This window comes from Trichlorobacter ammonificans, from assembly GCF_933509905.1.
Lineage (GTDB): Bacteria > Desulfobacterota > Desulfuromonadia > Geobacterales > Pseudopelobacteraceae > Trichlorobacter > Trichlorobacter ammonificans.
The window spans coordinates 1,364,807-1,388,721 of record NZ_OW150024.1 but is presented as its reverse complement, the minus strand read 5'-3'; the positions used below and the strand labels follow the sequence as shown (position 1 = coordinate 1,388,721).

Below are 23,915 nucleotides of genomic sequence, written 5' to 3'. Positions count from 1 at the left end.
GCTGCGGATCCCAGATGGCGCTCACTTTCCACCTCCCAGGGCAGCGCGAACGTCGGCGATCACCCGTTCCACCGCTTCGTCCGGCGTGAGCAGCAGCATCTCGCCGCCGCTGCGCAGCTTGAACTCCACCTTGCCGTCGGCCAGATTCTTGCCGCCGACGTTGATCCTGAGCGGAATGCCGATCAGATCGTGGTCCTTGAACTTGACGCCGGGGCGCTCGTCCCGGTCGTCCAGCAGCACCTCCACCCCGGCAGCCTCAAGACGGTCATGGATATCCCGGGCAGCAGCCATCACCGCCTCGTCCTTCTGGGCGTTGATCGCCACCACCGAGCAGTGGAACGGCGCGATCGGCAGCGGGAAGATGATGCCGTTTTCATCGTGGTTCTGCTCAATGGCCGCGGCCACGGTACGGCCGATGCCGATGCCGTAGCAGCCCATGAAAATGACCTGCTCCTTCCCTTCCTGGTCAAGATAGGTGGCCTGCAGGGCGCCGGAATACTTGGTGCCCAGTTTAAAGACGTGACCCACCTCGATACCGCGCCAGACTTCGAGGGTTCCCCCCTCGCAGCGGGGACACGGGTCGCCGGCGCCGATCAGGCGGATGTCGGCGTACTGGTCCGGGGTGAAGTCCCGCCCCGGATTGACACCGGTCAGGTGCTGGTCAACCTCGTTGGCGCCGGTCACCAGGTTGGTCATCTGCAGCAGGGCATAGTCCGCCACCACGGTCAGCGGCTCCTTCAGACCGATAGGCCCCAGGAAACCGGGAGGAGAGCCGGTGAAGCGGAGAATCTCCTCGTCCGTGGCCATGCGGATATCATCCCAGCCCAGTTTGTTTTTCAGCTTCAGCTCGTTCAGCTCGTGGTCCCCCCGCACCAGGGCCATCACGAACTTCCCGTCACCGTCGGACAGCAGCAGGGTCTTGGAAGTGGCCGACTCCGGCAGTCCCAGGAACGTCGCCACCTCGGCAATGGTCTTTGTATCCGGCGTATGTACCTTCGCCACCGCCGCAGCGCCCGGTGCCGCGGCCTCCCCCCTGCGCCCCTCCGCCTTTTCCACGTTGGCGGCGTAGCGGCAGGCGTTGCAGGAAACAATGGCATCCTCGCCTGAAGAGGCCAGCACCATGAACTCGTGGGAAGCGGAACCGCCGATGGAGCCGGTGTCAGCCTCCACAGCCCGGAAATTGAGGCCGCAGCGCTCGAAAATCCGGTTGTAGGCGTCATACATTTTCTCGTAGGAGTGGTCGGCAGCGGCGGAGTCCACGTCAAAGGAGTACGCGTCCTTCATGATGAACTCCCGCCCGCGCATGAGTCCGAAGCGGGGACGGATCTCGTCCCGGAACTTGGTCTGGATCTGGTAGAAGTTCACCGGCATCTGGCGGTAGCTCTTCACTTCCCGCCGGGCGATGTCGGTGATCACCTCTTCATGGGTCGGTCCCATGCAGAATTCGGCATCCTTGCGGTCGTGAAAGCGGAGCAGTTCCTTGCCGTACTGGGACCAGCGTTTGGACTCGATCCAGAGCTCCGCCGGCTGTACCGCCGGCATCAACAGCTCGATGGCGCCGGCCCGGTTCATCTCCTCCCGCACAATCTGTTCGAACTTGCGGATGGAGCGCAGTCCCAGCGGCAGATAGGTGTAGATACCGGCAGCCAGCTTGCGGATCATGCCGGCCCGCAGCATCAACTGGTGGGAGATCACCTCGGCATCGGCCGGCGTTTCTTTGAGTGTCGGAATAAAAAACTGACTATAAAGCATCGTTATTTCTCCGTATATGCCAAAAATACAAAGCTACAGTTTTTCGATCTCTTCCAGCAGCGCATCGGCAAGCCGGTCTTCCGGTACCTTGCGAACCACTTCCCCCTTGCGGAAGATCAGTCCTTCCCCCTTACCGCCGGCAACCCCCACATCCGCCTCACGGGCCTCGCCTGGTCCGTTGACGGCACAGCCCATCACCGCCACGGTGATCTGCTTGTCCACCGCCTGCAGGCGGCGTTCCACCTCTTCCGCCACGCCGATCAGGTTGATCTGGCAGCGGCCGCAGGTGGGACAGGAGACGAAATTCACTCCCCGCTGGCGCAACCCCAGTGATTTCAGGATTTCATACCCCACCCGCACCTCGTCCACCGGGTCGCCGGTCAGTGACACCCGCAGGGTATCGCCGATACCGTCGTAGAGCAGAATGCCCAGCCCCACCGATGACTTGATGGTACCGGAAAAGATGGTTCCGGCCTCGGTAATGCCGATATGCAGGGGATAGTCAACCTGTCGGGAAAGCAGGCGGTAGGCTTCGACGGTCTTCGGTACATCCGAAGCTTTGAGGGAAATTTTGATCTCCTGGTACCCCAGGTCTTCCAGGATGCGCACATGGCCCAGGGCTGATTCCACCATGGCTTCCGCCGTGGGATGGCCATACTTCTCCAGCAGATGCTTTTCCAGGGAGCCGGCGTTGACACCGATGCGAATCGGCACCTTGCGTTCGGCAGCGCTCTTTACCACCTCGGCCACCTTCCACTGCTCGCCGATGTTGCCGGGGTTCAGCCGCAGGCCGTCGATCCCTCCCTCCAGCACCTTGAGGGCCAACTTGTAATCGAAATGAATATCAGCGATGACCGGAATCGGGCTGTGGGCTTTGACTGCAGCCAGGGCGAGGGCGGCATCGGCATCCGGCACGGCACAGCGGACGATCTCGCAACCGGCATCGGCCAGGGCGCGAATCTGAACGAGGGTGGCATCGACATTACGGGTATCGGTGGAGCACATGGACTGGACGGCGCAGGGTGCGCCCCCACCCACCGCCACCGGGCCGACATGGAGTTGTCTGGTTGGTCGTTTCATGGTCTGCGGATAGTAGCGGAAGCAACGTCTAATTGCAACAGGCGGGGACTGGAGAGGCCGTGCAAATTAAACAGCGCATAGTTAATTTGCACGGCATTTATATGTGTATTGCCTTCAGCAATGCGACAACCGTGGCCTTCCCCTGGCCTCTTCTCGTGATTCAGTGAAATCTCGAAACGAAGGAGTGATTTTACTCTCTCCGCAAGCGGTATAACAGCCCCCCTTTATCGGGTGGCGACGATTCCGCCTCTGCCGTGATCGCGCCCTGCTGCCTGAGCTTATGAAACACCGGACAGTCCAGATAGTTGGTGCCGCAGTACCTGATGGCATCACACACCTTGCTGCTGGTGATCTCCACACAGTAACATTCCTTGTGGTTGGCCCAGAGGTACGGGCAGTTTTGCAGCACGCGATGCTGCCATTGGTTGTCGGTCATGGTGCCGCTCTCCGCAAAAAATTCCGGGCGTCAGCTATGAAACAGCGCCTGTTCCTGGTTTGAAACCATCTGATCCACATCCATGATGATCAAAAGTCGGTTGGCATGGTTGAAAACACCGGTGATGAATTCCTGGTCCAGGTTTCCCGAAACCATGGCCGGCGGCGGCTGGACTTCGCTGCTGTGGATGCGGATCACTTCCGTGACAGCGTCCACAATGAAGCCGGTCAGCCCCCCGGCCAGCTCCATGACCATGATCCGGGTGTTCCGGTCATAGGCCATGGCTTCCAGGCCGAACCGCTTGCGCATGGCGATGATCGGAACCACCTTGCCGCGCAGGTTGATAATCCCCTCGATATAGTGCGGTGTGTTCGGCAAGACCGTAATTTCCGGCATCCTGATAATTTCCCGGACCTTCAGCACCTCCACACCATACTCCTCGTTGCACAGTTCAAAGCTAACCAATTGGAGCAGGCTGTCGTCTCCGGCGTGCCCGTTACGTATCGTGAGTGCATCTGTTGTCATGGTCATCGTCCTTATCCGGTATCTGCCCGCAGGGTCAGACCTTGAACCTGTTGATCAGGGCCTGTAAATCCTGAGCCTGTCTGGCAAGCTGCGAGGCTGCCGCTGCCGTTTCTTCGGCACCGCTGGCGGTCTGGTGCACCACGTCGGTGATCTGCTGGACATTGGTGGTCACCTCGCTGGTGGTGGCGGTCTGCTCCTCGGCGGCAGTGGCTATCTGACTGACCTGCAGCGACACTTCGCTGATCCGTTGCAGAATCTCCTGCAGCGCCTGGCCCGATTTCTGGGATGATGCAGCCCCCTTTTCAACCTCGTGGACCCCCGACTCCATTGCCTTGACCGCTTCCTGGGTCTCTTTCTGGATCGCCTTGATCATCTCACCGATCTCACGGGTGGCCTTGGTGGTACGTTCCGCCAGGGCCCGCACCTCATCGGCAACCACGGCAAAGCCGCGCCCCTGCTCCCCTGCCCGGGCCGCTTCGATGGCGGCATTCAGGGCCAGCAGATTGGTCTGGTCGGCGATATCCTCAATGGTGCCGACGATATTGCCGATCTGCTCCGAGCGTGAGCCCAGGGTGGCGATGGTGCGGGCAGTGCCCCGCACATGCTCGGCGATCAGTTCCATCCCGGTGATGGTTTCCTGCACCACCACAGCGCCGCTCTGCGCAGCAGCAGTGGATTGCTGGGAAGCTTCGGCCGCCATGGAGCAGTTCTGGGCGATGTCGTTGGAGGTTGCCGCCATCTCTTCACTGGCCGTGGCCACGGTGCCGGCCTGGGCCGCCACCTCTTCGGCGCCGGTGGCGATCTGTTCGGCGGTGGCATGCAACTGATGGGATGCCGAGGCTATACCGGACGACACATCCACGGTCTTTGCGATCAGCTCCTGCAGGCCTGCCACCATTGTTTTCATGGCGGCATAGACGCCGGTCGCCGGCTTGTCATTCGTTGCAAAGCGGATGGTCAGATCGCCGTTTGCCACCTGCTGTGCGATATCGGAGATATAGGCAGGTTCGCCCCCCAGTTGCCGCGTCAGCCCACGGGTGATCAGGATGCCGAAGATGATGCCGAAGACGATGCTGCCCAGGGAGAGCAGGATCATGAAGAGGCGGCTTTTCTGATACAGGGCGGTGGTGGCCGCAGAAAATTCCTGGGCATTCTGCTCTTTGAGCCTGGCAAGCTCGGTCATCAGGTCGTCCACCTTGTCCAGCTTTTCACGGCCAATGCCTTTAGAAAGGGCCACCGAGCTGCGGCTCTGCTGAAGCTCTTCGGAGAGGGCCAGTTCGGTTACCCGAGTACCGTGGGGCAGGTACTCATCCCAGGCAGCACTGAACTTTGCCATAAGCTGGCGCCCGGCTTCGGAATAAAACAGCGGCTTGGCCTTCTCAATATTCTCCTGCATCAGCCTGCGGCGGGCCTCGATCCGGTCACGGAAGGCAGTGCGCTCCTTGGCCTCCGAGGCCAGCAGCATGTTCTTCTGGGCCCGGTCCATGGCCACCAGATGAATATTGGCTTCCTTGATATAGGAGATTCCCATCAGCTCATTTTCATAAATCTGATCGGCCATGCTGTTCATCCGGTCGATATCCCAAATGCCGACCCCGCCCACAACGGCGGTCAGCCCGGCCATGATCAGGAAAGCCGTCAATAGTCGTACGCCTACTGTAAGTCTGTTGAACCATTCCATAACGATTCCTCCATTCAAAGTTTTGCATGCACGAATATTTGTTTGAGAGGATAAACAACCGGGTGGGATCTTGCATTCAGAGAGGTGGTAAATCCTGGTTCCGAAAATCCTGATGACGCCATCAGGATTTTCGGAATAAGGGGGGAGATCAGAGGGTCTTGCCGGGAAGGTTCAGGTCGGTCAACCCCTGTTGCAGGGCGTATTTGGTCAGTTCGGCAATGCTGTAGAGGTCCAGCTTTTTCATGATGGCGGCCCGCTGGGTCTCCACCGTCTTGGTGCTGATCTCCAGCTTGAAGGCGATTTCCTTGGTGTTGAAGCCGTCGGCAAGCAGTTGCAGCACCTCCTGTTCCCGTTCGGTCAGACAGGAAGACGGCTCAGACTCCCGACCGGCCTGCATGCCATGCACCACCAGCGTGGTGGCCCGGGAACAGAGGTAACTGCCGCCCTTGTGAACAGTGCACACCGCCTGCAGCAGCTCGTCGGCGGCACAGTCCTTGACCAGGTACCCCTTGGCTCCGGCCTTCAGACACTCCAGCACACAGTCCTGCTCCATTACCATCGAAAGGGCCAGAACCCTGGCCTCCGGCTGCTCAGCAACGATCCGGCGAGTAGCCTCTATGCCGCTCATCTCCGGCATGGTCAGATCCATGATGGTCAAATCCGGCTGCAGTTCATGGAACAGCCGGATCGCCTCCTGCCCCGATGCCGCCTGGGCGATGACGGTAATCTCCCCGGACTGCTCCAGGAGCGACTGCAACCCGTCCCGCATGATCTTGTGATCATCCACCAGCAGTACCCTGATCTGCTCCATAACCACCCCCCTGTCGGACTCTGCACCGCTACGGTGTGCTGACCGGCCCATGTTCGCAATCCTGGTCATGCATCGTCAGCCGGCATGGAGGACTCCAGCGGCAGCCTGACGGTGATAACCGTCCCCTGCGGTCTGTTGCTGCCGACCTGCAGTTCCCCACCCAGAAACCTGATCTGGCGCATCAGATTGAATAGTCCGAATCCTGTCATTTTTTGCGGTTTATAAAGCAGGGCCGGGTTCAGGCCGATGCCGTTATCCCGGATCACCAGCCGCAGCATGCCGTTATCACTGGCGAGCTCAAGCCATGCCTCCCCGGTCTCGGCATGCTTGGCCACATTGATCAGCAGCTCGCGGGCCGCCTGATAGGCGATGGAACGGACCACCTCACTAAGCTGCTTGTCAGTGCCGTCGTCGGTGCAGTGAACCAGAAGACCATAGTCCTTGGTGATCGTGCGGCAGAGCCAGGCAAGGGCCGGTCCCAGGCCGGCAGTTGCCAGTATTGGTGGGCAGAGCTGCATGGTCAGGGACCTGACCTCGGCAATTACCTGATCCAGCAAGGGACGCAGCTCACGGCAGGCGTCCTGCATAACCGACCCCGGAGCCGTCATTCCTTCGAGATTCCCCAATTTCATCCTCAGCAGCACCAGCGACTGGCCGATCTGATCATGCAGCCCGGTGGCGATCGTGAGCCGCACCTGTTGGTCCAGCAATGAGAGCTCGGTGGCCATATCGGCCTGCCGTTGCTGCACGGCAACCAACTCCTGCTCAATCTGCCGCCGCATGGCGATCTCGGCGCTCAGATCTGCCGTCCGTTGTTCAACCCGCTGTTCCAGGCTGCGGTGCAAGTGGGCGTTGGTTCGCGTCAGCAGTATCAGCGCCAGGGTTGCCGCGCCAAAGAGGCTGCCGTACAACAGCAGGTGCTGGTGCCAGGTGGCGCGGATGCTCTGCAGGCTGATACCGTAGAGCAGGATCAGGTCAACCTTTTCAAGACGTTTGAAGCCGTAAAGCCGTACGATGTTGTCCTGGTGTGACGGCGCGATAAAGGAACCCTGCGCTCTACCGCTGACCGCCCGCATCTGGGGGGAGTCAAGGGCAAGACGCAGCCATGCCGGATCAAGCTCCGGTTCCCGCGCCAGCAGAGAGCCGTCCCGGCGGAACAGCAGGGCCGAGGTTCCCGGACGGAGCACCGCACCGGTCCAGAGGGTATTGAAGTAGCTCGGCCGCAGACTCATGATGATAACACCATTAAAGCTGCCGTTGCCACGACGGAAAGCGACATTGAAGGTGAGCTCGCTCGTGACCCGGTGGGTCACGACGGTACCGATACTGAAGGGACGAGAACCGCTTATAAGAGCCTGAAAATAATCACGGTCACGGACGGATACCGGATGTTGCGGCAGCGGGCAGCTGGCGTTACGCAGCACCCCTTTCTCGTCGACCAGCCAGATGGATTCCACCTGGGGATACTGCTGTTCCAGCTTTCTGAGGGTTGCCCGCAGTTCCTCTGAACGCTCTATCTGCTGCCAGCTCCTCTGGTCAAGCTCGGCATTCACCCGCTCCGCAACCAGTTGCACGGTTTCAAACACATGCGCGGTGTGCTGTTCAAGGATGGTTGCGGTACGGATCGCCTCTTCCCTGTTCAGGCGCAGCAGTGCCCGGTAGTCCAGCCAGGCGGTCAGAACAAACAGCACCAGCGGAATCAACAGGGTCAGGACGATGAGCACTCGGTAACCGGGCTGACGGAACAGGTTGGTCATAGGTTGTTCAGCTCTATTGAAGCCGGCGGGCTGTCAAAATTCCAGAAAAAATCAGGTATTTCCTGCCATCTTTGTCAGCCCTGCATGAAGCTGACGGATTCAGGGTTTGCGGTTCCTGCATGCGGAGCGGACTGCGGCCGTGATCCTGTCAGCGGTGCACCACCTTGGCCACGCGCCGCTTCAGCCGTCGCGCCTCCCGGGCCGCCCGTTCGGCATGATCGATCAGGAACTGGTGCAGCCCCTCCTGGTCATCGGTCCCCTTGGGCTGCCGTTGCAGATAGGTGCCGTCCGGCAGCATCTCCCAGGCGTGGCGCTGGTCGCGGTCATGGCCGTCCAGGATCATGCGCAGGCGGGCCTGGAGCTCCGGCAGTTCCACCGGCGCCAGGATCTCCACCCGTGACTCCAGGTTGCGCTTCATGACGTCGGCCGAGCCGATGTAGTACTCTTCGCTGCCGCCGTTGCGGAAGTAGTAGATTCGGCTGTGCTCCAGAAAGCGCCCCACGATGCTGACCACCCGCGCCGATTCGGAGAGTCCGGCAATGCCGGGCCGGAAACGGCAGGAATCCCGGATGTAGAGATCCACCTTCACCCCGGCCTGACAGGCTGTGTAGAGCTTGTGGACGATATCGACATCTTCCAGGGCGTTCATCTTGAACTGCAGGTGCCCTCCCCCCTTGTCCCGGTGCAGGACAATCTCACGCTCGATCTTTTCCAGCAGCGCCTTTTTCAGAAACTTGGGGGCCGGCAGCAGTTTGCGGTAGGTACGGTTGGGGGAAAAACCGGTGGTCAGGTAGTTGAACAGTTCCGTGGCATCCTGGCCGATCTGCTCGTCGCCGGTAAACAGCCCCAGGTCGCTGTACAGCCGGGCAGTGTCGCTGTGGTAGTTGCCGGTGCCCAGATGGACGTAGCGGCGGATACCGTTGTAATCCCGCCGCACCACCAGGATCACCTTGCAGTGGGTTTTGAGGCCCACCACGCCGTAGGTGACATGGATGCCGGCCTCCTCCATCCGTTCGGCAATGCGCAGGTTGGCCGCCTCGTCGAAGCGGGCCTTCAGTTCAACCACCACCGCCACCTGCTTGCCGTTTTCCGCGGCCCGCACCAGGGACTCAATCAGCCGCCCCTCCTTGGAGGTGCGGTACAGCGTCATCTTGATGGCGCAGACTTTGGGGTCGTCGGCTGCCTCGTTGAGAAAGCGCTCCACCGAGCTGACGAACGACTCGTAGGGATGGTGTACCAGCAGAGAAGCGGCCTTGCGGATGATGTGAAAGATGTTGTGTCCCGCCGGCAACTGCGGCGGGTCCACCGGATGATGGGGCGGATCGTGCAGCTTGGGATGGTTGAGGCGGGCCAGTTCGAAGAGGTCGCGCAGGGCCAGCATCCCCGACACCTCGAACACGTCGCTTTCCTCGTCCAGGTCCAGTTCCGCCGCCAGGCGGCCGCGGTGAACCGGGTCCATCCCCACCGCCACCTCCAGCCGCACGATCGGCGCAAAGCGCCGTTCCTGCAGTTCCGATTCGATCATGGCCACCAGGTCGTCGGCTTTTTCCTCGTCCTTTTCGGTGTTGGCGTTGCGGGTTACCCGGAAGAATTCGCAGGAAACCACCTTCATGCCGGGAAACAGCATGTCCAGGTTGGCCGCCATCACCTCCTCCAGCAAAATGAACCGCTCGGCGCGCCCCACCCGGATAAACCGGGGCACGCCGGTTCCCATGGGAACCTTGATCCTGGCCAGCGCCACCTCCTTCTCCCGGGGGTAGCGGACCGTCACCAGCAGGTTGAGGGAGAGGTTGGAAACAAAGGGAAACGGATGGGCCGGATCGATGGATTGGGGGGTAAGCAACGGAAAAACATCGCGCTGGTAGAGTTCCCGCAACAGCTTCTGCTCCTTGGCCGTCAACTCTTTCCAGCTCACCACCTCGATGCCCCTGTCGTCCAGCATCTTCATCAACTGCCGGAAGAGCAGGGTTTTTTCCTCCACCAGCTGGCGGACCTGCAGATGGCACTCGACCAGTTGTTGCCGGGGCGTGCGGCCGTCGGGGGTCAGTTCCAGCACGTTGGCGGCCAGTTGCTGCTTCAGGCCGCCGATCCGCTTCATGAAAAACTCGTCCAGGTTGGAACCGACGATGGCCAGGAATTTGATCCGTTCCAGCAGCGGCGTCCGCTTGTCGGCCGCTTCGTGAAGCACCCGCCGGTTAAAGGCGAGCCAGGTCAGCTCCCGGTTGAGATACCAGGCGCTGTCGGCCGGATCGACACCCGGTGCGCTTTCCGTGGTCACTGCCGCAGGCGAGCCGGCACGGACCGGCTTGCGGGGATGCTTGCTTTTTGCCTTCGGCTTTGCTTTCGGCTGCCGTTTTGTCGGTTGCTGGGCTGGATCGCTCATGATCGGTACCGCTCCTGTCGACTGCACACATCTGAAGATCGTTTCCGTGCCCAGCATTGTAGCCGGTATTTTCCGGTCTGCAAGCGATCTTGCACGCTGTAACCATCCTGCAACATTCGCTCACGGTTGCCTTGGGAGGCGGGAGTATGGTACAGAGCCACTCCCATGACATCTCTGAACCCCGAACAACTGGCCGCCTCCCGACACCTCTCCGGCCCCCTGCTGGTGCTTGCCGGCGCCGGCTCCGGCAAGACCCAGGTCATCACCAGCCGTATCGTCAACCTGCTCAAGCGGCACCGCATCCCGGCCGAGCAGATCCTGGCGGTCACCTTCACCAACAAGGCTGCCCGCGAAATGCAGGAGCGGGTAAAGGGTGCCGCCGGCAAACTGGCGGAAGGCATGATCATCAGCACCTTCCATTCCCTGGGAGTCCGTATTCTCCGCCACGACATCAGACGACTGGGGTACCGCCCCAACTTTTCCATCTACGGTGAAAGCGACCAAAGCGGCGTTATTCGTCAGGCAATGGGCGACCTGGACCTTGATCCGAAGCAGTTCAATCCCGACCTGATCCGCTGGCGCATCTCCCTGGCCAAGAACCGCCTGCTCGGCCCGGACGACTACCCCGTCCCCCAGGGAAATCCGCTGGATGCGGCGGTCAAGGCGGTCTATCCCCGGTACCAGCAACTGCTCAGGGCCTACAACGCCATCGACTTCGACGACATCATCCTGCTGGCGGTGCACCTGCTGGAGCACCACCCGGAGGCGGCCGACCATTGGCAGCAGCGTTTCTGCCAGATCATGGTGGACGAGTACCAGGATACCAACGCCGGACAGTTCAGGCTGATGTCCCTCCTGGCGGAGCGGCACGGCAACCTGTGCGTGGTGGGGGACGACGACCAGGCCATCTACGGCTGGCGTGGCGCCGACGTCGCCAACATCCTCTCCTTTGCCCAGCATCGGCCCGGCTGCACCGTGGTCAAGCTGGAGCAGAACTACCGTTCCACCGGCACCATCCTGGCGGCGGCCAACGCCGTCATCGGCAACAATCGCCTGCGCAGCGACAAGGCGCTCTGGACCGCCTCCGGCAACGGCGACCCCATTGGTCTGCTGGTGGCTGAGGATGATGAGGAAGAGGCACGCCTGGTGGTGGAACAGCTGCAGCTGGCCCAGTATTGCAGCAAGCGCCCCTGGCGGGACTTCGCCATCCTGTACCGCTCCAACACCCAGAGCCGTGCCTTTGAAGAGGCACTGCGGATGGAGGGGATTCCCTACGTGCTGGTGGGAGGCCAGCGTTTCTTCGAACGCAAGGAGGTAAAGGATACCCTCTCCTACCTGACCGTCCTGAATAATCCCCGGGATGAGGCGGCGCTGGTGCGGATCATCAACTTCCCCCGGCGGGGGATCGGCGACACCACCCTAATGCGCTTGCAGCAATGGGCACTGGAACACAACCGCTCCCTCCACGAGGCGATCCACCGGGTGCATGACATCGCGGGGATTTCGGAAGCGGCGCGGACGGCGGTCGCCACGTTCAGCAGGATGCTGGATGAGGAGATCGCCGGCTTCAAGCCGGTGGAAATGGGGCGTCAGGCAGCGGCACTGTTCCGCAGCCTGGGTATCAACGAGGAGATGTACCGCACCCAGGCCGATGCCGCCCAAGCCCGCAAGCGGATCGAGAACATCGAGCAGGTGGTAAACGCGCTTTCCGCCTTTGAGGAGCGCACCCCCGGTGCAACCCTGGGAAGCTTTCTGGAGCGGATATCGCTGCTGGAGGACAACCGCCGGGAAACCGACGACGGAAAACAGCAGGATGCGGTCACCCTGATGTCGCTCCACGCCAGCAAGGGGCTGGAGTTTCCCCATGTTTTCCTGGTGGGGGTGGAGGAGGGCCTGCTCCCCCACCATCGCTCGGCGGATGAGGACCCCGAGGTGGCGGAAGAGCGGCGGCTCTGCTATGTGGGGATTACCCGCGCCCGGGAACGGCTGGTGCTGTCACGCTGTCGTACCCGCCGCAAGTACGGGGTTCGTGAAGAGCGGCAGCCCAGCCGCTTTCTGGCCGAAATACCGGAACAGTTACTGGAGGGAGCGAGTACGGGGGAAGCTGCTGCACCAAGTGCCGACCTGGGGGCCGACTTTTTTGCGCGAATGCTGGCGGAGGAGGAGTAACTCCTGAGAAAACCTGAATCTACTATGGGCGCAGAGGGACGCGGGGCGGCGACGCCCGGTTGCATGCGGGAGTGGTATCGACACGCCGGCTGGCAGAGCATGTAGCGGTTCATAACCGGATCATGCTCTGCCAGTCGGCAGGAATGACACGCTCAGGAATAGATGGATTCCACGGCACAACTGACCTCATCGGTCAGGCCTTCCATTGAAATCATCAGGGAATCGAAGTCGCAACTGCCGACGTGGGGCAGATGCTCCTGCATCAGGCGTACCGCATCGGCGCAGCCCAGTATCTTGTTGGTGTTTTGCTCTCCCATGCTGCTTAAGCCCACGCCGATACAGAAGCGGTCGGCCAGGGCCACCAGCAGGGTCAGCGGCGGAAGCACGCCGAGGTTCGAATCATGGTGCAGTGAAATCACCTCCACGAACTCCTGGGGAAAATTCCACTGTTCTCCCAGCAGACGGCCCACCTCGGCATGGCTGGTACCGAACACCCGCACCTCGGCGTCGTAGAGATCGATCCCCTCGTCCTTTGCCAGTACCATGGCCCGCATATACTCCTGGCGGCGGTGCTGGCTCAGAATCACTTCGCCAACATCGTGCAGAATGCCGGCAACGTACGCTTTTTCCGGCTGGGGATAGCCGATCGACTCTGCCAGACGGCGGGCCACCAGCCCCACTCCGAAGGCATGCTCCCAACAGTCCTGGATGCGCAGCGGACTGCGGTTGTTGGTATCGGTTACCTCCAGAAAGCAGGAGGTGAGAATGATCTCGAAGACCCGCTGCGGCCCCAGATACACCAAGGCCTGACGGACCGACTGGATCTGGCCCATCACCTTGCAGAGGGGGGAGTTGACGATCCGGATCACCCGGGCGGCCAGTACCTGGTCCGACAGCATGACGTCGGCAACGGCCCCCATGTCGACATCATCCTCGTTCAGCAGCCTGATCGCCTTGGCCGCGGCGGCGGGAACGGTGGGCAGGACCGTGAATCCCTTCATGATGGCGCGGGCCGTAGTCAACTTGTCGGTTTCCATGGAACGGTCTCCCGTCGGATTAAAGTACTTTTGCATATATAGCAAGTCACAACGCGTCTGAAAAGATAACTTTTCCGGTAGTTGCGATTAAGCCGTTGTACCTTGACAGCTGCCGACCCCTCAGGTAGGGTTCGCCTGGCGCGTCACACGAGCAGGCGTTACAAACCATGTGTTACAACGAGGTGAAAGACGGTGCGGGTTATCTCCGGCAGAGCGGGCGGTCTGAAGCTTACGGCACCACGAGGTACCACCACGCGCCCCACCACCGACCGGGTCAAGGAAGCGCTGTTCAACATTCTCGAGCATGCAGGCCTGCTCGAAGCAGCACATGTGCTGGATCTTTTCGCCGGCAGCGGTGCTCTGGGAATCGAAGCCCTCTCCCGCGGTTCCGCATCCTGCGTCTTTGTCGAAAAGAACCGTCCGGCACTTGAGGCTCTGCAGGCCAATCTTTCCCGCACCGGCTGCGACACCGACGCCACCGTACTCAGGCAGGATGCATTACGGGCCATAGAGCGTCTTGCCGACGATGGCCGGCGTTTTACCCTGGCACTGCTCGACCCCCCCTATGACTCCGGCCTGCAGACCACGATTCTGGAGCAGGTCGCGGACCGGTTAATGGAACCCGGCGGAACGCTGGTCATGGAAACGGACAGCCGAAGCCAACTGCCTGAACGGATCGGCAGCTGTACCCTCCATGATCGCCGCGTCTACGGCGACACGGCCATCCTATTCTTCACCACGGAGGCACGCCATGCCCCATAGCAGAATCGCCATCTATCCCGGCTCTTTCGACCCGATCACCTACGGACACCTGGACATCATCAAGCGCAGCCTCAGGATTTTCGAACACGTCATCGTAGCGGTTGCCCGCAACTCCCAGAAAAACGCCCTATTCGGCATTGACGAGCGGATCGCCCTGATCCGCTCGGTGCTCAAGGACGAGCAACGGGTCTCCGTTGACACCTTCAGCGGCCTTCTGATAGATTATGTTGCTTCAAAAAACGCCCACGTGGTGGTTCGCGGCCTGCGGGCCATCTCCGATTTCGAGTATGAATTTCAGATCGCGCAGATGAACAACAGCATCAGCCACGACGTCGAGACCCTCTTCATGATGACCTCGGTACAGTACGGCTACCTCTCTTCCTCCATCGTCCGGGAAGTCTGCTCTCTGGGAGGCAACGTGGACAGTTTCGTTCCCGCCGAAGTCAAGGCGGCCATGCAGAAGAAGTACGGTCTTACCGGCAGCCAGTCCGCCGATTCAGTCTGATCGACTACACACAAGGAGGCAGTATGAAACTCGCAGATCGCGTCAACAAGATCCAACCCTCACCCACCCTTGCCATTGACGCCAAGGCCAAGGCCCTCAAGGCCCAAGGGGTCGATGTCGTCGGCTTCGGCGCAGGCGAGCCTGATTTCGATACGCCGGAAAACATCCGCGAGGCCGGCAAGAAGGCGATCGACGCCGGATTCACCCGCTACATGCCGGTTGGCGGCGCCGACGACCTGAAAGACGCCATCATCGCCAAGATGAAGCGGGATCACGGCCTGGAGTACACCCGTGATGAAATCTCCGTGGCCTGTGGCGCCAAGCATACCCTGTACAACATCTCCCAGGCCCTGATCCAGGAAGGCGACGAAGTCATCATCCCAGGCCCCTACTGGGTATCCTATCCGGACCAGGTGGTGCTGGCCGGCGGCACCCCGGTCTTCATCATGACCGACGAGTCCACCGGCTTCAAGATCACCCCGGAGCAACTGGAGAAAGCCATTACCCCCAAGACCAGGTACCTGATCCTCAACTCCCCCTGCAACCCCACCGGCTCCACCTACAGCAAGGAGGAACTGGCTGCCCTGGGTAACGTCCTGCTCAAGCACGAGCAGGTGCTGGTGGTTGCCGACGACATTTACGAGCGCCTGATCTATGACGGCCTCACCTTCTACACCATCGCCCAGGTGGTGCCGGAACTCAAGTCCCGTACCATCGTGGTCAACGGCGTCTCGAAGACCTACGCCATGACCGGCTGGCGGATCGGCTACGCCTGCGGTCCCAAGGAACTGATGGCCGCCATGACCAAGATGCAGTCCCAGTCCACCAGCAACGCCACCTCCATTGCCCAGAAGGCCTCGGTGGAAGCACTGAACGGCTCTCAGGACGCCGTGGCCGCCATGTGTGTGGAGTTCGAAAAACGCCGCACCTACATTGTGGACCGCCTGAACGCCATGCCGGGGGTTTCCTGCTTCAAGTCCAACGGCGCCTTCTACGTCTTCCCCAACTTCTCGGGGGTGTACGGCAAGACCACTCCGGCCGGCAAGAAGATCGAAAACTCCTCGGATTTTGCCGCCTATCTGCTGGAGGATGCAAAAGTGGCCCTGGTGCCGGGAGTTGCCTTCGGTGACGACCGCTACGCCCGCCTTTCCTACGCCATAAGCATGGAGAACATCAAGAAGGGGATGGACCGGATCGAAGAGGCGATCAAAAACCTGAAGTAGTCTTTATAGAAGGGTACTTCACATACACCATCGGGCATTGAACGGAGAGTCGTTTCAATGCCCGATTGTTTTTGACGGCGATATTTTGTTTCTACTTTGTTGCATTCTACTTCCCCCTCCCGACCCCTCCCCCTCTGGGGGGAGGGAAGCCGTGAAGTAGAACTAATTTCAGTACGGCAATGAATTTTCGGAGCGCTGCAGGTCACCACTGCTCGGCGCACGGTTCTTCACCGCATAGACCCTGATGCCGGCCCCGGTTTCCACCGGACAGACATATTCGCAGATACCGCAGCCGTTACAGATCTCCTCCACCACGTAGGGCTCCTTCACCACCACTGTTCTGCCGTCATGATTCCGCACCGTAACCTCCCGCGAACGGATCGCTTTGGCCGGTATGGGGCAGTGTTCCTCGCAGACGATACAGTCCATCTTTCGTGCAAAGGGCAGGCAGTGATCCTTGACGAACACCGCCTTGCCGATCACCTCCCGCCGTTTGTCCGCCACCGGCAGGTTGGGAATGGCCCCGGTGGGGCAGACCTGACCGCAGAGGGTGCAGTTGTATTCGCAGTAGCCCAGCCGGGGAATAACCAGGGGTGTGTACAGACCGGCATAGCCGGACTGCCAGGCAGCCGGATAGAGCGCACTTTTCAGGCAGACCTTCATGCATTCACCGCACCGCACGCATTTTTCCAGGAATTCCGTTTCATCGCGCACACCGGGTGGCCGCAGCAGCGTCGGCGTCGTCTCCGGGGAGCGGAAGCGTGCCGGCAGAGCCAGCAACACCCCCGAGGCCATTCCCCCCAGCAGCAGCCGCCGCTCCGGCAGCAGCGGCTGCGGCCTGCCCCACCCCGCCAGGGCCGGCTTGAATGAAATCCGGTCGTGGGGACAGCCCCGCCGACAGTCCATACAGTGCGTACACAGCTCCTTGTCAAGCTGCCCCTGGTCAAAGGTCATGGTACAGAGCGCACGACACTGGCCACAGTCGGCGCACAGACCCTTCGGCGTCCGTCGAAAAGGAGTACAACGGGCCAGCCAGCCCAGCAGCGTTCCCAGCGGACAGAGATGGCGGCACCAGGCACGGGCCTCCAGCCGTTCCAGCAGGATGATTGCCGTCAAAAGCAGCATGGAGAAGAGGGCCAGGGGGTAGACGGTATCGCGAAACGGCAGGACATGGCTGCGCAGCAGTTCGTAGGCCGGATTCAGGGTGTCGCGCTGCTCGCCAATGGTACGATACAGCCCGACCCACCCCTCCCGGACCGCCTCCCCCAGCAGCGGATGCAGGAAAAAGGTCAGCCCCCGTACCAGGATGGCCAGTGGGTCCAGCAAGCCGGAGAGGTTGAGGCCGAAGAGGGAGGCCGTCAGCAGCGGCAGCAGCAGCCAGTATTTCAGCGATGACGAAATGACGAGCCCGCCCCGGGGCCGCTGCTTCGGTGCCAGCAGGTCGAGAACCGTTCCCAGGGGACAGACCCAGCCGCAGAAGAACCGCCCCAGCAGCAACGTTGCAACCACCAGCAGCAGGGCCGGCAGCAAAAGCCAGCTCCAGGATTTCGCCGCCAGCAGGTAACTGACCAGCACCAGCGGGTCGGCCCGGAAAAAGGCGTTGACTGCGGCGTTGATCTCGTCCGCCCCCCGGTACTCGGTCTGCAGAAACAGAAGCAAAAAGAGGAGCAGAAACAGGAGCTGCGAAACCCGGGCCGGAGAACGCTTCATTCCTCAGACCCGCACAACCTTGACGTTGTTCAGATTCATCTCACCCAGCCCCCGTTTGTGGGCCGCCACCGTCACCGCAATGTCCGCAGGCTTCAGACCGAACAGGGTGGTGGCGAAGGCATCTGCCGCCACCACATCCCGCGAAGCGATGACGGTATTGAGCACCTTGACATCGGCGATGTTACCCCCTTGCGGGCCGTGGGCGGTCAGAATGCGGGTGGCGTCGATGATGGTCAGGTGGGGTTTGAAGAAGCTGTTCACGTCAGCCAGCGCCGTATCGAGGTTGCGGTGGGTGTACCCGCGATTCCCCCCCATGATCCCCATCACGTTCTTCAGTCCCAGGGTCAAGCGGGAGAGGCCGTGGTGCTTGGCGATGGGAACATTGATGTAGACGTTGGCGGACAGAGCCTCGTCGTACAGCTCCCACTCCTTGAGGAACTGTCCGTTAAGGGCGACCTTCCTGAATCGTTCCGGTTCCAGTTGTTTCAGTTCAACCTGCCTCATCCCCTTGAGGGCCGCCTCCATACCGCTGTTCACGTAACAGCGACGCGGATCGTTGCAGGTATGGTCAAAGACCTTGACCCGCCTGGCACCGGCGGCCAGGCACTCCTCCACCACGGCACGCACCACCTGCGGATGGGTATTGGCCGCCAAATCCACCGAACGGTCCCAGCCGATGTTCGGCTTCACCACCACCGTGTCACCGGTTTTGACAAACCGTTTCATGCCTCCCAGGGCATTGATCGCTTTACGGGTGATACCGGGATAATCCTTTCCTTCGGCAACCGCAACCAGCGGCTGCTCCGGAGCGGCGAATACTTGCTTGGCCAAAACGGGTGCAAACAATGCCCCAACACCGGCAGACTTGAGAAAGCTGCGTCTATCCATGACTGAACTCCTCTGCTCGAAAACGTTCGATTAAGTATACGCTAAACCGGCAGCCTCGCAAGAGCTTCTCAATCGATACCGGTCATGCACTCCATCAATAAAATTGTACTGAATGATGTTACTATACGGAAAAACAGTTGCCTTCCGTGAAGGTTGCTGCTAAACGAACTGATATTCATAACAATAAACTGGAAAGGACAGGGAATAAAGCCATGTCATCAATTCTTGTCGAGCTTACCGCCAATATCGTATCTTCGCACGCGGCATCGGTTGAAATGTCGTCCGACGAGCTGCTGCTTGAAATTCAGAAGGTTTATCAGGCATTGAAAAACCTGGATGCCGAGCCGGGCTCCGAGGGTACCGGCGCTGCCCAGGAGACGCCGGCTGTTGTCAATCCGAAAAAATCGATCCAGAAGGATCAGATCGTCTGCCTGATCTGCGGCAAGGGCGGCTTCAAGACGCTGTCGCGTCACCTGAAGCAGGCCCATGATATGAAGCCGGCTGCCTATCGCAAACAGTTCAAGCTTCCCGCCGGCACCCCCCTGGCCGCCAAGAACTACTCGGAAGCCCGTCGCCAGGCAGCTCTCAATAACAACCTGGGTGAGAATCTTGCCAAAGGACGGATGGCTCGCCTGGAACGGCTGGCTGCCGCCAAGGCGGCACCGGCTGCCGTCAAGTCAAAGGCCGTCACGACAAAGGCTCCCAAGGCTACTCCCAAGCCTCGCAAAACCGCTGCTCCCAAGGCACCGAAGAAGTAAAACGCACCGTCAAGCTGGACACAAAAAACCGCCGGAAACGGCGGTTTTTTTCATGGTGCGGCAGGCGCTGCCAGTCCAGTTGCCAGGGCGGCAAACTCGGCAATGGTGAGGGTCTCTCCCCGTCGTCTTCCGTCGATGCCGCAGTGCTCCAGCGCACGGGCCAGTGTCGCCGGATCGGCCAGTCCGGCAGCCTTCAGGCAGTTGTGCAACGTTTTGCGGCGCTGGGCAAAGGCAGCCCGCACCACCCGCTCGAAGAGCTGCTGATCGGGAACCGGTGCCAGCGGCTGCGGTCGCGGTACCAGCGACACCACCACCGAATCGACCCTGGGCACCGGATAGAAACAGCCCGGCGGCACCGGAAACTCCCGCCGTATCTCGAACCACAGCCCCAGCAGTACCGTAACGATACCGTAGTCGCCACAGTCCGGCGGCGCGGCCAGGCGTTCTCCCACCTCCTTCTGCAGCATCAGCACCAGCCGGGAAAAGCAGTGGCGTTCCTCCAGAAACCTGAACAGTACCGGAGTGGAGATGTTGTAGGGCAGATTGGCCACCACTTTCCACCGCTCATTCCCCAGCAGCGAGGCAAAATCAACCTTGAGAACATCCTGTTCGTGAATGGTCACTGCCGGTGTATCCCTGAAACGCTGCCGGAGAATTTCGGCCAAGTCACGGTCGAACTCAATGGCAGTGACACGTCCTGCCTTCCGTGCCAGCAGTTCGGTTAGCGCTCCCCGCCCCGGTCCCACTTCGAGCACGTTGTCGCCGGGGCCGATGTCGGCTGCACGCAGGATTTTGGCGACAATGTTGCCGTCGGTCAGGAAGTTCTGTCCCAGGGCCTTGCGGGGGCGGGGATAGGAAACGGTCATGGCAGCCGCTCCCAGCGAGCCACCTGATCCATGCTCCAGGTGGCCACGGCATCCATATCGAGACGGTCGCAGCAACCGGCGCTCAGGTAGGCGTCAGCCGCCACCGCCAGCATGGCGGCGTTATCACCACAGAGCGCGGGAGACGGAAAGAGAAGTTCGACCCCACGGCGCTGCGCCATCTCGCCCATGGCGGCGCGCAGGCCGCTGTTGCAGGCCACGCCGCCGGCAACCACCAGGCGCCGCGCAGCGGTCAGCTCAAGGGCTGCCTCGGTCTTTTTCACCAGCAGTTCGCAGACTGCCGCCTGAAAGGAGGCGCACAGATCGTGGAGCTCCTGTCCCTCCGGTACGGCCGGCTGTTTCCGGAGATGGGTCAGCACCGCGGTCTTCAGGCCACTGAAACTGAAATTGAGGCTGCCGTCGTGCAGCAGGGGACGGGGAAAACGGATCGCCGTCGGGTTTCCCTGCCGGGCCAGCCGGTCGATCAACGCCCCGCCGGGGTAGCCCAGCCCCAGCAGGGTGGCGGACTTGTCGAAAGCCTCCCCCACGGCATCGTCGATGGTGCGTCCCAGGGTGCGGTAACGACCGACCCCTTCCACCAGGTACAGGTGGGTATGGCCGCCGGATACCACCAGCCCCAGAAAGGGATAGCCGAGGTGCTGTTCCAGGGCCGGGGCCAGCAGATGCCCTTCGATATGATGGATTCCCACCAGCGGCAGGGAGCGGGCAAACGCCAGGGACTTGGCCGCGGAGACCCCCACCAGCAGCGCACCCAGCAGGCCCGGACCGCGGGTCACGGCAATCCCCTCGATCTGCTCCAGGGTAACGTCGGCCTTGTGCAACGCCTGCCGGACCACCGGCGTGATCATCTCAAGATGTTTGCGGGAAGCGATCTCCGGCACCACGCCGCCGTATTCGGCATGGACGGCCACCTGGGAGGAAACCACGTTGGAAAGGATGGTGCGGCCGTCGCGCACCACGGCGGCAGCCGTTTCATCGCAGGATGATTCGATCGTGAGAAGAAGCATGGTGTCTCTATTCAAGGGGAAAGGAGCCTGTCGGACCTGGCGGAGCGCTCCGACAGGTCCAACCGGCCTGTTCACAGAAGGTTCGCCGCCAGTTCAGCCAGCTCCGACCGCTCCCCCTTGGTCAGGGTGACATGGGCCGAAATCCGTTCCTGCTTCATCCGCTCCACCAAGTAGGAAAGACCGTTGCTGGAAGAGTCCACGTAGGGATTGTCGATCTGGTAGGGGTCGCCGGTGAGGACGATCTTGGTCCCCTCCCCCGCCCGGGTGACGATGGTCTTGATCTCATGGGGGGTGAGGTTCTGGGCCTCGTCCACGATCAGGTACTGGTTGGGGATGGAACGGCCGCGGATGTAGGTGAGCGGCTCGATATCCAGAAGCCCCATGGCGATCAGCTCCTTGTACCCCTTGCTGTGCCGCTTCTCCGCCTCATGACCCGAAATGAGCAGTTCAACGTTGTCGAAGATCGGCTGCATCCAGGGGGACAGTTTTTCTTCGATGTCACCCGGCAGAAAGCCCAGATCCTTGCCCAGGGGGAAAACCGGACGGGAAACCAGCAGACGGTTGTAGACGTTTTCCTCCGCCACCTTGTGCAGACCGGCGGCAATGGCCAGCAAGGTCTTGCCGGTACCGGCCTTGCCCACCAGGGAGACCAGCTTGACGTTGTCGTCCATCAGGGCATCAAGGGCAAACTGCTGCTCCCGGTTGCGGGCATGAATGCTCCAGATCCCCTCGCGGGGAATCTTTCTAACCGGTACCGCCTTTCCCTGGGGCGCGTCAAAGCGGCAGAGCGCGGTATGGCTGGGATTCTGAGTGTCCACCAGGGTGGCGTACTCGTTGGGCAGCAGTCCCCACGGCGCTTCCAGCCATCCCTGGCCGTAGAAACGGTCGATGGCATCGGGATCAACCTCAAGGTTGCGGGCGCCGGCGTACAACTCCTGGATATCCACCTTGTCAGATTCGAAATCCTCCGCCACCAGACCGATGGCGTCGGCTTTGATCCGCAGGTTGGTGTCCTTGGTGACGAAGATGACCGGATCCTCGGCAAAGCGACGCTTGGTTGCCACCGCCACGGCAAGGATACGGTTATCCCCCTTGTCGTCCCGCAGGTCGCGGGGCATGTCATTCAACGCGTGGTCCTCGCACAACTCCACCCGCAGCGTACCGCCGCCGGCCAGCGACACCCCCTCCGCCAGAGAACCCTTTTCACGTAACGTATCCAGGATACGTGAAATGGTACGGGCGTTGCGGCCGGTCTCGTTCATATCCTTCTTGAAACGGTCAATCTCCTCGATGACCGTGATCGGTATGACGATGGCGTTGTCCTGAAACTTGAAAATTGCCTGGGGATCGTACAGCAGTACGTTGGTGTCCAGAATGAACTGTTTCATGAATGACCTTTCTCAACTATGGCAGTCAGTGCTTCACAGAAAATGTCCATATCCTGCATGGTGGTGAACCAGCCAGGGCTTACCCGCAGGGTACCGGCGGGATAGCTGCCGATAGCACGGTGGGCATGGGGAGCGCAGTGCAGCCCCGCACGCGTGGCAATATCGTACTCCCGGTCAAGGAAGAAAGCCAGTTCCGCCGGGTCACGGCCGCTGATGGTCAGAGAAAGCAGGCCGGTCCGCCGACGCGGCTCCCGTGGACCATACAGCTGCAGTCCCGGCAGGTGTTCCAGACGGCTGCGAACGGCTTCGGCCAGGCTCCGCTCGTGATTGCCGACAGTCGCCACACCGGCCTGCAGCAGAACACCAATGGCAGCACCGAGCCCGGCGATGCCCGGCAGGTTGTGGGTGCCGGCCTCGAACCCTTCCGGATACCGCACCGGCTGCAGCTCCTGCTCACTGCTAACGCCGGTTCCCCCCACCAACAGCGGACGGAGCGTCACCCGCGGCGACAGAGCCAGAAATCCGGTCCCTTGGGGGCCCATGAGCCCCTTGTGCCCCGGCGCCGCCAACAGATCGATGCCCATGGCCTGCATGTCCAGCGGCAGCACTCCCACCGACTGGGCCGCATCCACGAGCAGCAGACAGCCGACCTCCCGCGCGATGTCGGCCAGGGCGTCAAGTGGTTGCATGCCGCCGGTCACGTTGGAAACATGGGAAAGGGCAATCAAGCGGGTTTCAGGGCGGACGGCACGCCGTACCTCAGCCGGATCGACCAGCCCCTGCACGTCCGCGGGCACCACGCTGAGCAGCACTCCCGACTGCTCCAGCAGGCGCAGGGGACGCAGCAGGGAGTTATGCTCCATGACACTGGTGATCACGTGATCCCCCGGTGTCAACGCCCCCATTACCGCCTGGTTGAGAGCGGCGGTCGCATTATGCGTAAAGATTATCCGCTCCGCATCCGCTGCATTGACCAGTCGCGCCACGGCTTCCCGCACCGTCATCAGCAGGCGTGACGCCTCCAGGGAGCGGCCATAGCCTCCCCGGCCGGGAGAGGCACCGACCTCCCGCATCGTTTCCATGACTGCTTCATAGACTGCTTCCGGCTTGGGAAAAGAGGTGGCCGCATTGTCCAGATAGATCCCCACCGACGATTTCC

General features: G+C 61.1%; 20 protein-coding genes. 5 read left to right on the top strand and 15 right to left on the bottom strand.

Annotation, left to right across the window (positions count from 1 at the left end; translation table 11 throughout):
- Nucleotides 1-21 precede the first annotated feature (21 nt).
- From RAK07_RS06360 to ppk1, 8 genes are all read right to left on the bottom strand, one after another.
- Nucleotides 22-1,752 carry a proline--tRNA ligase gene (locus RAK07_RS06360; RefSeq protein WP_305731995.1) on the bottom strand — a complete coding sequence of 577 codons (1,731 nt, stop codon included), beginning with the start codon at nucleotides 1,750-1,752 and terminating at the stop codon, nucleotides 22-24.
- A 33-nt stretch (nucleotides 1,753-1,785) separates the two neighbouring features.
- Nucleotides 1,786-2,832, bottom strand: a complete 1,047-nt coding sequence (gene ispG / locus RAK07_RS06355) for a flavodoxin-dependent (E)-4-hydroxy-3-methylbut-2-enyl-diphosphate synthase (protein ID WP_305731994.1) — start codon at nucleotides 2,830-2,832, stop codon at nucleotides 1,786-1,788.
- Between the two features lie 190 nt (nucleotides 2,833-3,022).
- The gene (locus RAK07_RS06350; protein ID WP_305731993.1) at nucleotides 3,023-3,268 is read right to left on the bottom strand and encodes a hypothetical protein; all 246 of its coding nucleotides are present in this window, start codon (nucleotides 3,266-3,268) and stop codon (nucleotides 3,023-3,025) included.
- 30 nt (nucleotides 3,269-3,298) lie between these two features.
- Entirely contained in the window at nucleotides 3,299-3,793 is a 495-nt protein-coding gene (locus RAK07_RS06345) for a chemotaxis protein CheW (protein ID WP_305731992.1), read from the bottom strand.
- Nucleotides 3,794-3,827: 34 nt separating this feature from the next.
- Nucleotides 3,828-5,474: a methyl-accepting chemotaxis protein gene (locus RAK07_RS06340; protein ID WP_305731991.1), complete on the bottom strand. Its 1,647-nt coding sequence runs from the start codon at nucleotides 5,472-5,474 to the stop codon at nucleotides 3,828-3,830.
- A 148-nt stretch (nucleotides 5,475-5,622) separates the two neighbouring features.
- The gene (locus RAK07_RS06335) at nucleotides 5,623-6,336 is read right to left on the bottom strand and encodes a response regulator transcription factor (RefSeq protein WP_305731990.1); all 714 of its coding nucleotides are present in this window, start codon (nucleotides 6,334-6,336) and stop codon (nucleotides 5,623-5,625) included.
- 14 nt (nucleotides 6,337-6,350) lie between these two features.
- Nucleotides 6,351-8,042 carry a cache domain-containing sensor histidine kinase gene (locus tag RAK07_RS06330; protein ID WP_305731989.1) on the bottom strand — a complete coding sequence of 564 codons (1,692 nt, stop codon included), beginning with the start codon at nucleotides 8,040-8,042 and terminating at the stop codon, nucleotides 6,351-6,353.
- Nucleotides 8,043-8,190: 148 nt separating this feature from the next.
- Nucleotides 8,191-10,425: a polyphosphate kinase 1 gene (gene ppk1 / locus RAK07_RS06325; RefSeq protein ID WP_305731988.1), complete on the bottom strand. Its 2,235-nt coding sequence runs from the start codon at nucleotides 10,423-10,425 to the stop codon at nucleotides 8,191-8,193.
- Between the two features lie 165 nt (nucleotides 10,426-10,590).
- Between ppk1 and RAK07_RS06320 the strand changes: the two genes are divergently transcribed.
- A complete protein-coding gene (locus RAK07_RS06320; protein ID WP_305731987.1) occupies nucleotides 10,591-12,594 on the top strand; it encodes an ATP-dependent helicase in 2,004 nt (667 codons plus the stop codon).
- Nucleotides 12,595-12,746: 152 nt separating this feature from the next.
- On the opposite strand, the gene RAK07_RS06315 is transcribed toward RAK07_RS06320, so the two are convergent.
- Entirely contained in the window at nucleotides 12,747-13,631 is an 885-nt protein-coding gene (locus RAK07_RS06315) for an HDOD domain-containing protein (RefSeq protein WP_305731986.1), read from the bottom strand.
- Between the two features lie 192 nt (nucleotides 13,632-13,823).
- Here RAK07_RS06315 and rsmD point away from each other — a divergent pair, with 192 nt between their 5' ends.
- From rsmD to RAK07_RS06300, 3 genes are read left to right on the top strand one after another with little or no spacing between them, the layout of a single operon-like run.
- Nucleotides 13,824-14,393 carry a 16S rRNA (guanine(966)-N(2))-methyltransferase RsmD gene (gene rsmD, locus RAK07_RS06310; protein WP_305731985.1) on the top strand — a complete coding sequence of 190 codons (570 nt, stop codon included), beginning with the start codon at nucleotides 13,824-13,826 and terminating at the stop codon, nucleotides 14,391-14,393.
- A complete protein-coding gene (coaD, locus tag RAK07_RS06305) occupies nucleotides 14,383-14,898 on the top strand; it encodes a pantetheine-phosphate adenylyltransferase (protein ID WP_305731984.1) in 516 nt (171 codons plus the stop codon). Before rsmD ends, coaD begins: the two co-directional genes overlap by 11 nt.
- A gap of 23 nt (nucleotides 14,899-14,921) precedes the next feature.
- A complete protein-coding gene (locus tag RAK07_RS06300) occupies nucleotides 14,922-16,121 on the top strand; it encodes a pyridoxal phosphate-dependent aminotransferase (RefSeq protein ID WP_305731983.1) in 1,200 nt (399 codons plus the stop codon).
- A gap of 168 nt (nucleotides 16,122-16,289) precedes the next feature.
- On the opposite strand, the gene RAK07_RS06295 is transcribed toward RAK07_RS06300, so the two are convergent.
- Complete coding sequence (locus tag RAK07_RS06295) at nucleotides 16,290-17,831, bottom strand: 4Fe-4S binding protein (RefSeq protein WP_305731982.1); 1,542 nt, start codon at nucleotides 17,829-17,831, stop codon at nucleotides 16,290-16,292.
- A gap of 3 nt (nucleotides 17,832-17,834) precedes the next feature.
- Nucleotides 17,835-18,719 (bottom strand): DUF362 domain-containing protein, encoded by an 885-nt coding sequence (locus RAK07_RS06290; RefSeq protein WP_305731981.1) that lies wholly within the window; start codon nucleotides 18,717-18,719, stop codon nucleotides 17,835-17,837.
- Nucleotides 18,720-18,931: 212 nt separating this feature from the next.
- Between RAK07_RS06290 and RAK07_RS06285 the strand changes: the two genes are divergently transcribed.
- Nucleotides 18,932-19,477 carry a Ros/MucR family transcriptional regulator gene (locus tag RAK07_RS06285; RefSeq protein WP_305731980.1) on the top strand — a complete coding sequence of 182 codons (546 nt, stop codon included), beginning with the start codon at nucleotides 18,932-18,934 and terminating at the stop codon, nucleotides 19,475-19,477.
- Between the two features lie 50 nt (nucleotides 19,478-19,527).
- On the opposite strand, the gene rsmA is transcribed toward RAK07_RS06285, so the two are convergent.
- The 4 genes from rsmA to RAK07_RS06265 all read right to left on the bottom strand — a co-directional run bounded on the left by rsmA (nucleotide 19,528) and on the right by RAK07_RS06265 (nucleotide 23,904).
- Nucleotides 19,528-20,343 carry a 16S rRNA (adenine(1518)-N(6)/adenine(1519)-N(6))-dimethyltransferase RsmA gene (gene rsmA, locus RAK07_RS06280; protein WP_305731979.1) on the bottom strand — a complete coding sequence of 272 codons (816 nt, stop codon included), beginning with the start codon at nucleotides 20,341-20,343 and terminating at the stop codon, nucleotides 19,528-19,530.
- Entirely contained in the window at nucleotides 20,340-21,368 is a 1,029-nt protein-coding gene (gene tsaD / locus RAK07_RS06275) for a tRNA (adenosine(37)-N6)-threonylcarbamoyltransferase complex transferase subunit TsaD (RefSeq protein WP_305731978.1), read from the bottom strand. The genes rsmA and tsaD overlap by 4 nt, the downstream gene beginning before the upstream one ends.
- 71 nt (nucleotides 21,369-21,439) lie before the next feature.
- Nucleotides 21,440-22,756, bottom strand: coding sequence for a PhoH family protein (locus tag RAK07_RS06270; protein ID WP_305731977.1), 1,317 nt, complete (start codon nucleotides 22,754-22,756; stop codon nucleotides 21,440-21,442).
- Nucleotides 22,753-23,904, bottom strand: coding sequence for an aminotransferase class V-fold PLP-dependent enzyme (locus RAK07_RS06265; protein WP_305731976.1), 1,152 nt, complete (start codon nucleotides 23,902-23,904; stop codon nucleotides 22,753-22,755). Before RAK07_RS06265 ends, RAK07_RS06270 begins: the two co-directional genes overlap by 4 nt.
- Nucleotides 23,905-23,915 lie beyond the last annotated feature (11 nt).

Bases quoted from the DNA above. Each gene is read 5' to 3' on its own strand.
- RAK07_RS06360 (WP_305731995.1), bottom strand. From the start codon at position 1,752: ATGCTTTATAGTCAGTTTTTTATTCCGACACTCAAAGAAACGCCGGCC.
- ispG (WP_305731994.1), bottom strand. From the start codon at position 2,832: ATGAAACGACCAACCAGACAACTCCATGTCGGCCCGGTGGCGGTGGGT.
- RAK07_RS06350 (WP_305731993.1), bottom strand. From the start codon at position 3,268: ATGACCGACAACCAATGGCAGCATCGCGTGCTGCAAAACTGCCCGTAC.
- RAK07_RS06345 (WP_305731992.1), bottom strand. From the start codon at position 3,793: ATGACAACAGATGCACTCACGATACGTAACGGGCACGCCGGAGACGAC.
- RAK07_RS06340 (WP_305731991.1), bottom strand. From the start codon at position 5,474: ATGGAATGGTTCAACAGACTTACAGTAGGCGTACGACTATTGACGGCT.
- RAK07_RS06335 (WP_305731990.1), bottom strand. From the start codon at position 6,336: ATGGGCCGGTCAGCACACCGTAGCGGTGCAGAGTCCGACAGGGGGGTG.
- RAK07_RS06330 (WP_305731989.1), bottom strand. From the start codon at position 8,042: ATGACCAACCTGTTCCGTCAGCCCGGTTACCGAGTGCTCATCGTCCTG.
- ppk1 (WP_305731988.1), bottom strand. From the start codon at position 10,425: ATGAGCGATCCAGCCCAGCAACCGACAAAACGGCAGCCGAAAGCAAAG.
- RAK07_RS06320 (WP_305731987.1), top strand. From the start codon at position 10,591: ATGACATCTCTGAACCCCGAACAACTGGCCGCCTCCCGACACCTCTCC.
- RAK07_RS06315 (WP_305731986.1), bottom strand. From the start codon at position 13,631: ATGGAAACCGACAAGTTGACTACGGCCCGCGCCATCATGAAGGGATTC.
- coaD (WP_305731984.1), top strand. From the start codon at position 14,383: ATGCCCCATAGCAGAATCGCCATCTATCCCGGCTCTTTCGACCCGATC.
- RAK07_RS06300 (WP_305731983.1), top strand. From the start codon at position 14,922: ATGAAACTCGCAGATCGCGTCAACAAGATCCAACCCTCACCCACCCTT.
- RAK07_RS06295 (WP_305731982.1), bottom strand. From the start codon at position 17,831: ATGAAGCGTTCTCCGGCCCGGGTTTCGCAGCTCCTGTTTCTGCTCCTC.
- RAK07_RS06290 (WP_305731981.1), bottom strand. From the start codon at position 18,719: ATGGATAGACGCAGCTTTCTCAAGTCTGCCGGTGTTGGGGCATTGTTT.
- RAK07_RS06285 (WP_305731980.1), top strand. From the start codon at position 18,932: ATGTCATCAATTCTTGTCGAGCTTACCGCCAATATCGTATCTTCGCAC.
- rsmA (WP_305731979.1), bottom strand. From the start codon at position 20,343: ATGACCGTTTCCTATCCCCGCCCCCGCAAGGCCCTGGGACAGAACTTC.
- tsaD (WP_305731978.1), bottom strand. From the start codon at position 21,368: ATGCTTCTTCTCACGATCGAATCATCCTGCGATGAAACGGCTGCCGCC.
- RAK07_RS06270 (WP_305731977.1), bottom strand. From the start codon at position 22,756: ATGAAACAGTTCATTCTGGACACCAACGTACTGCTGTACGATCCCCAG.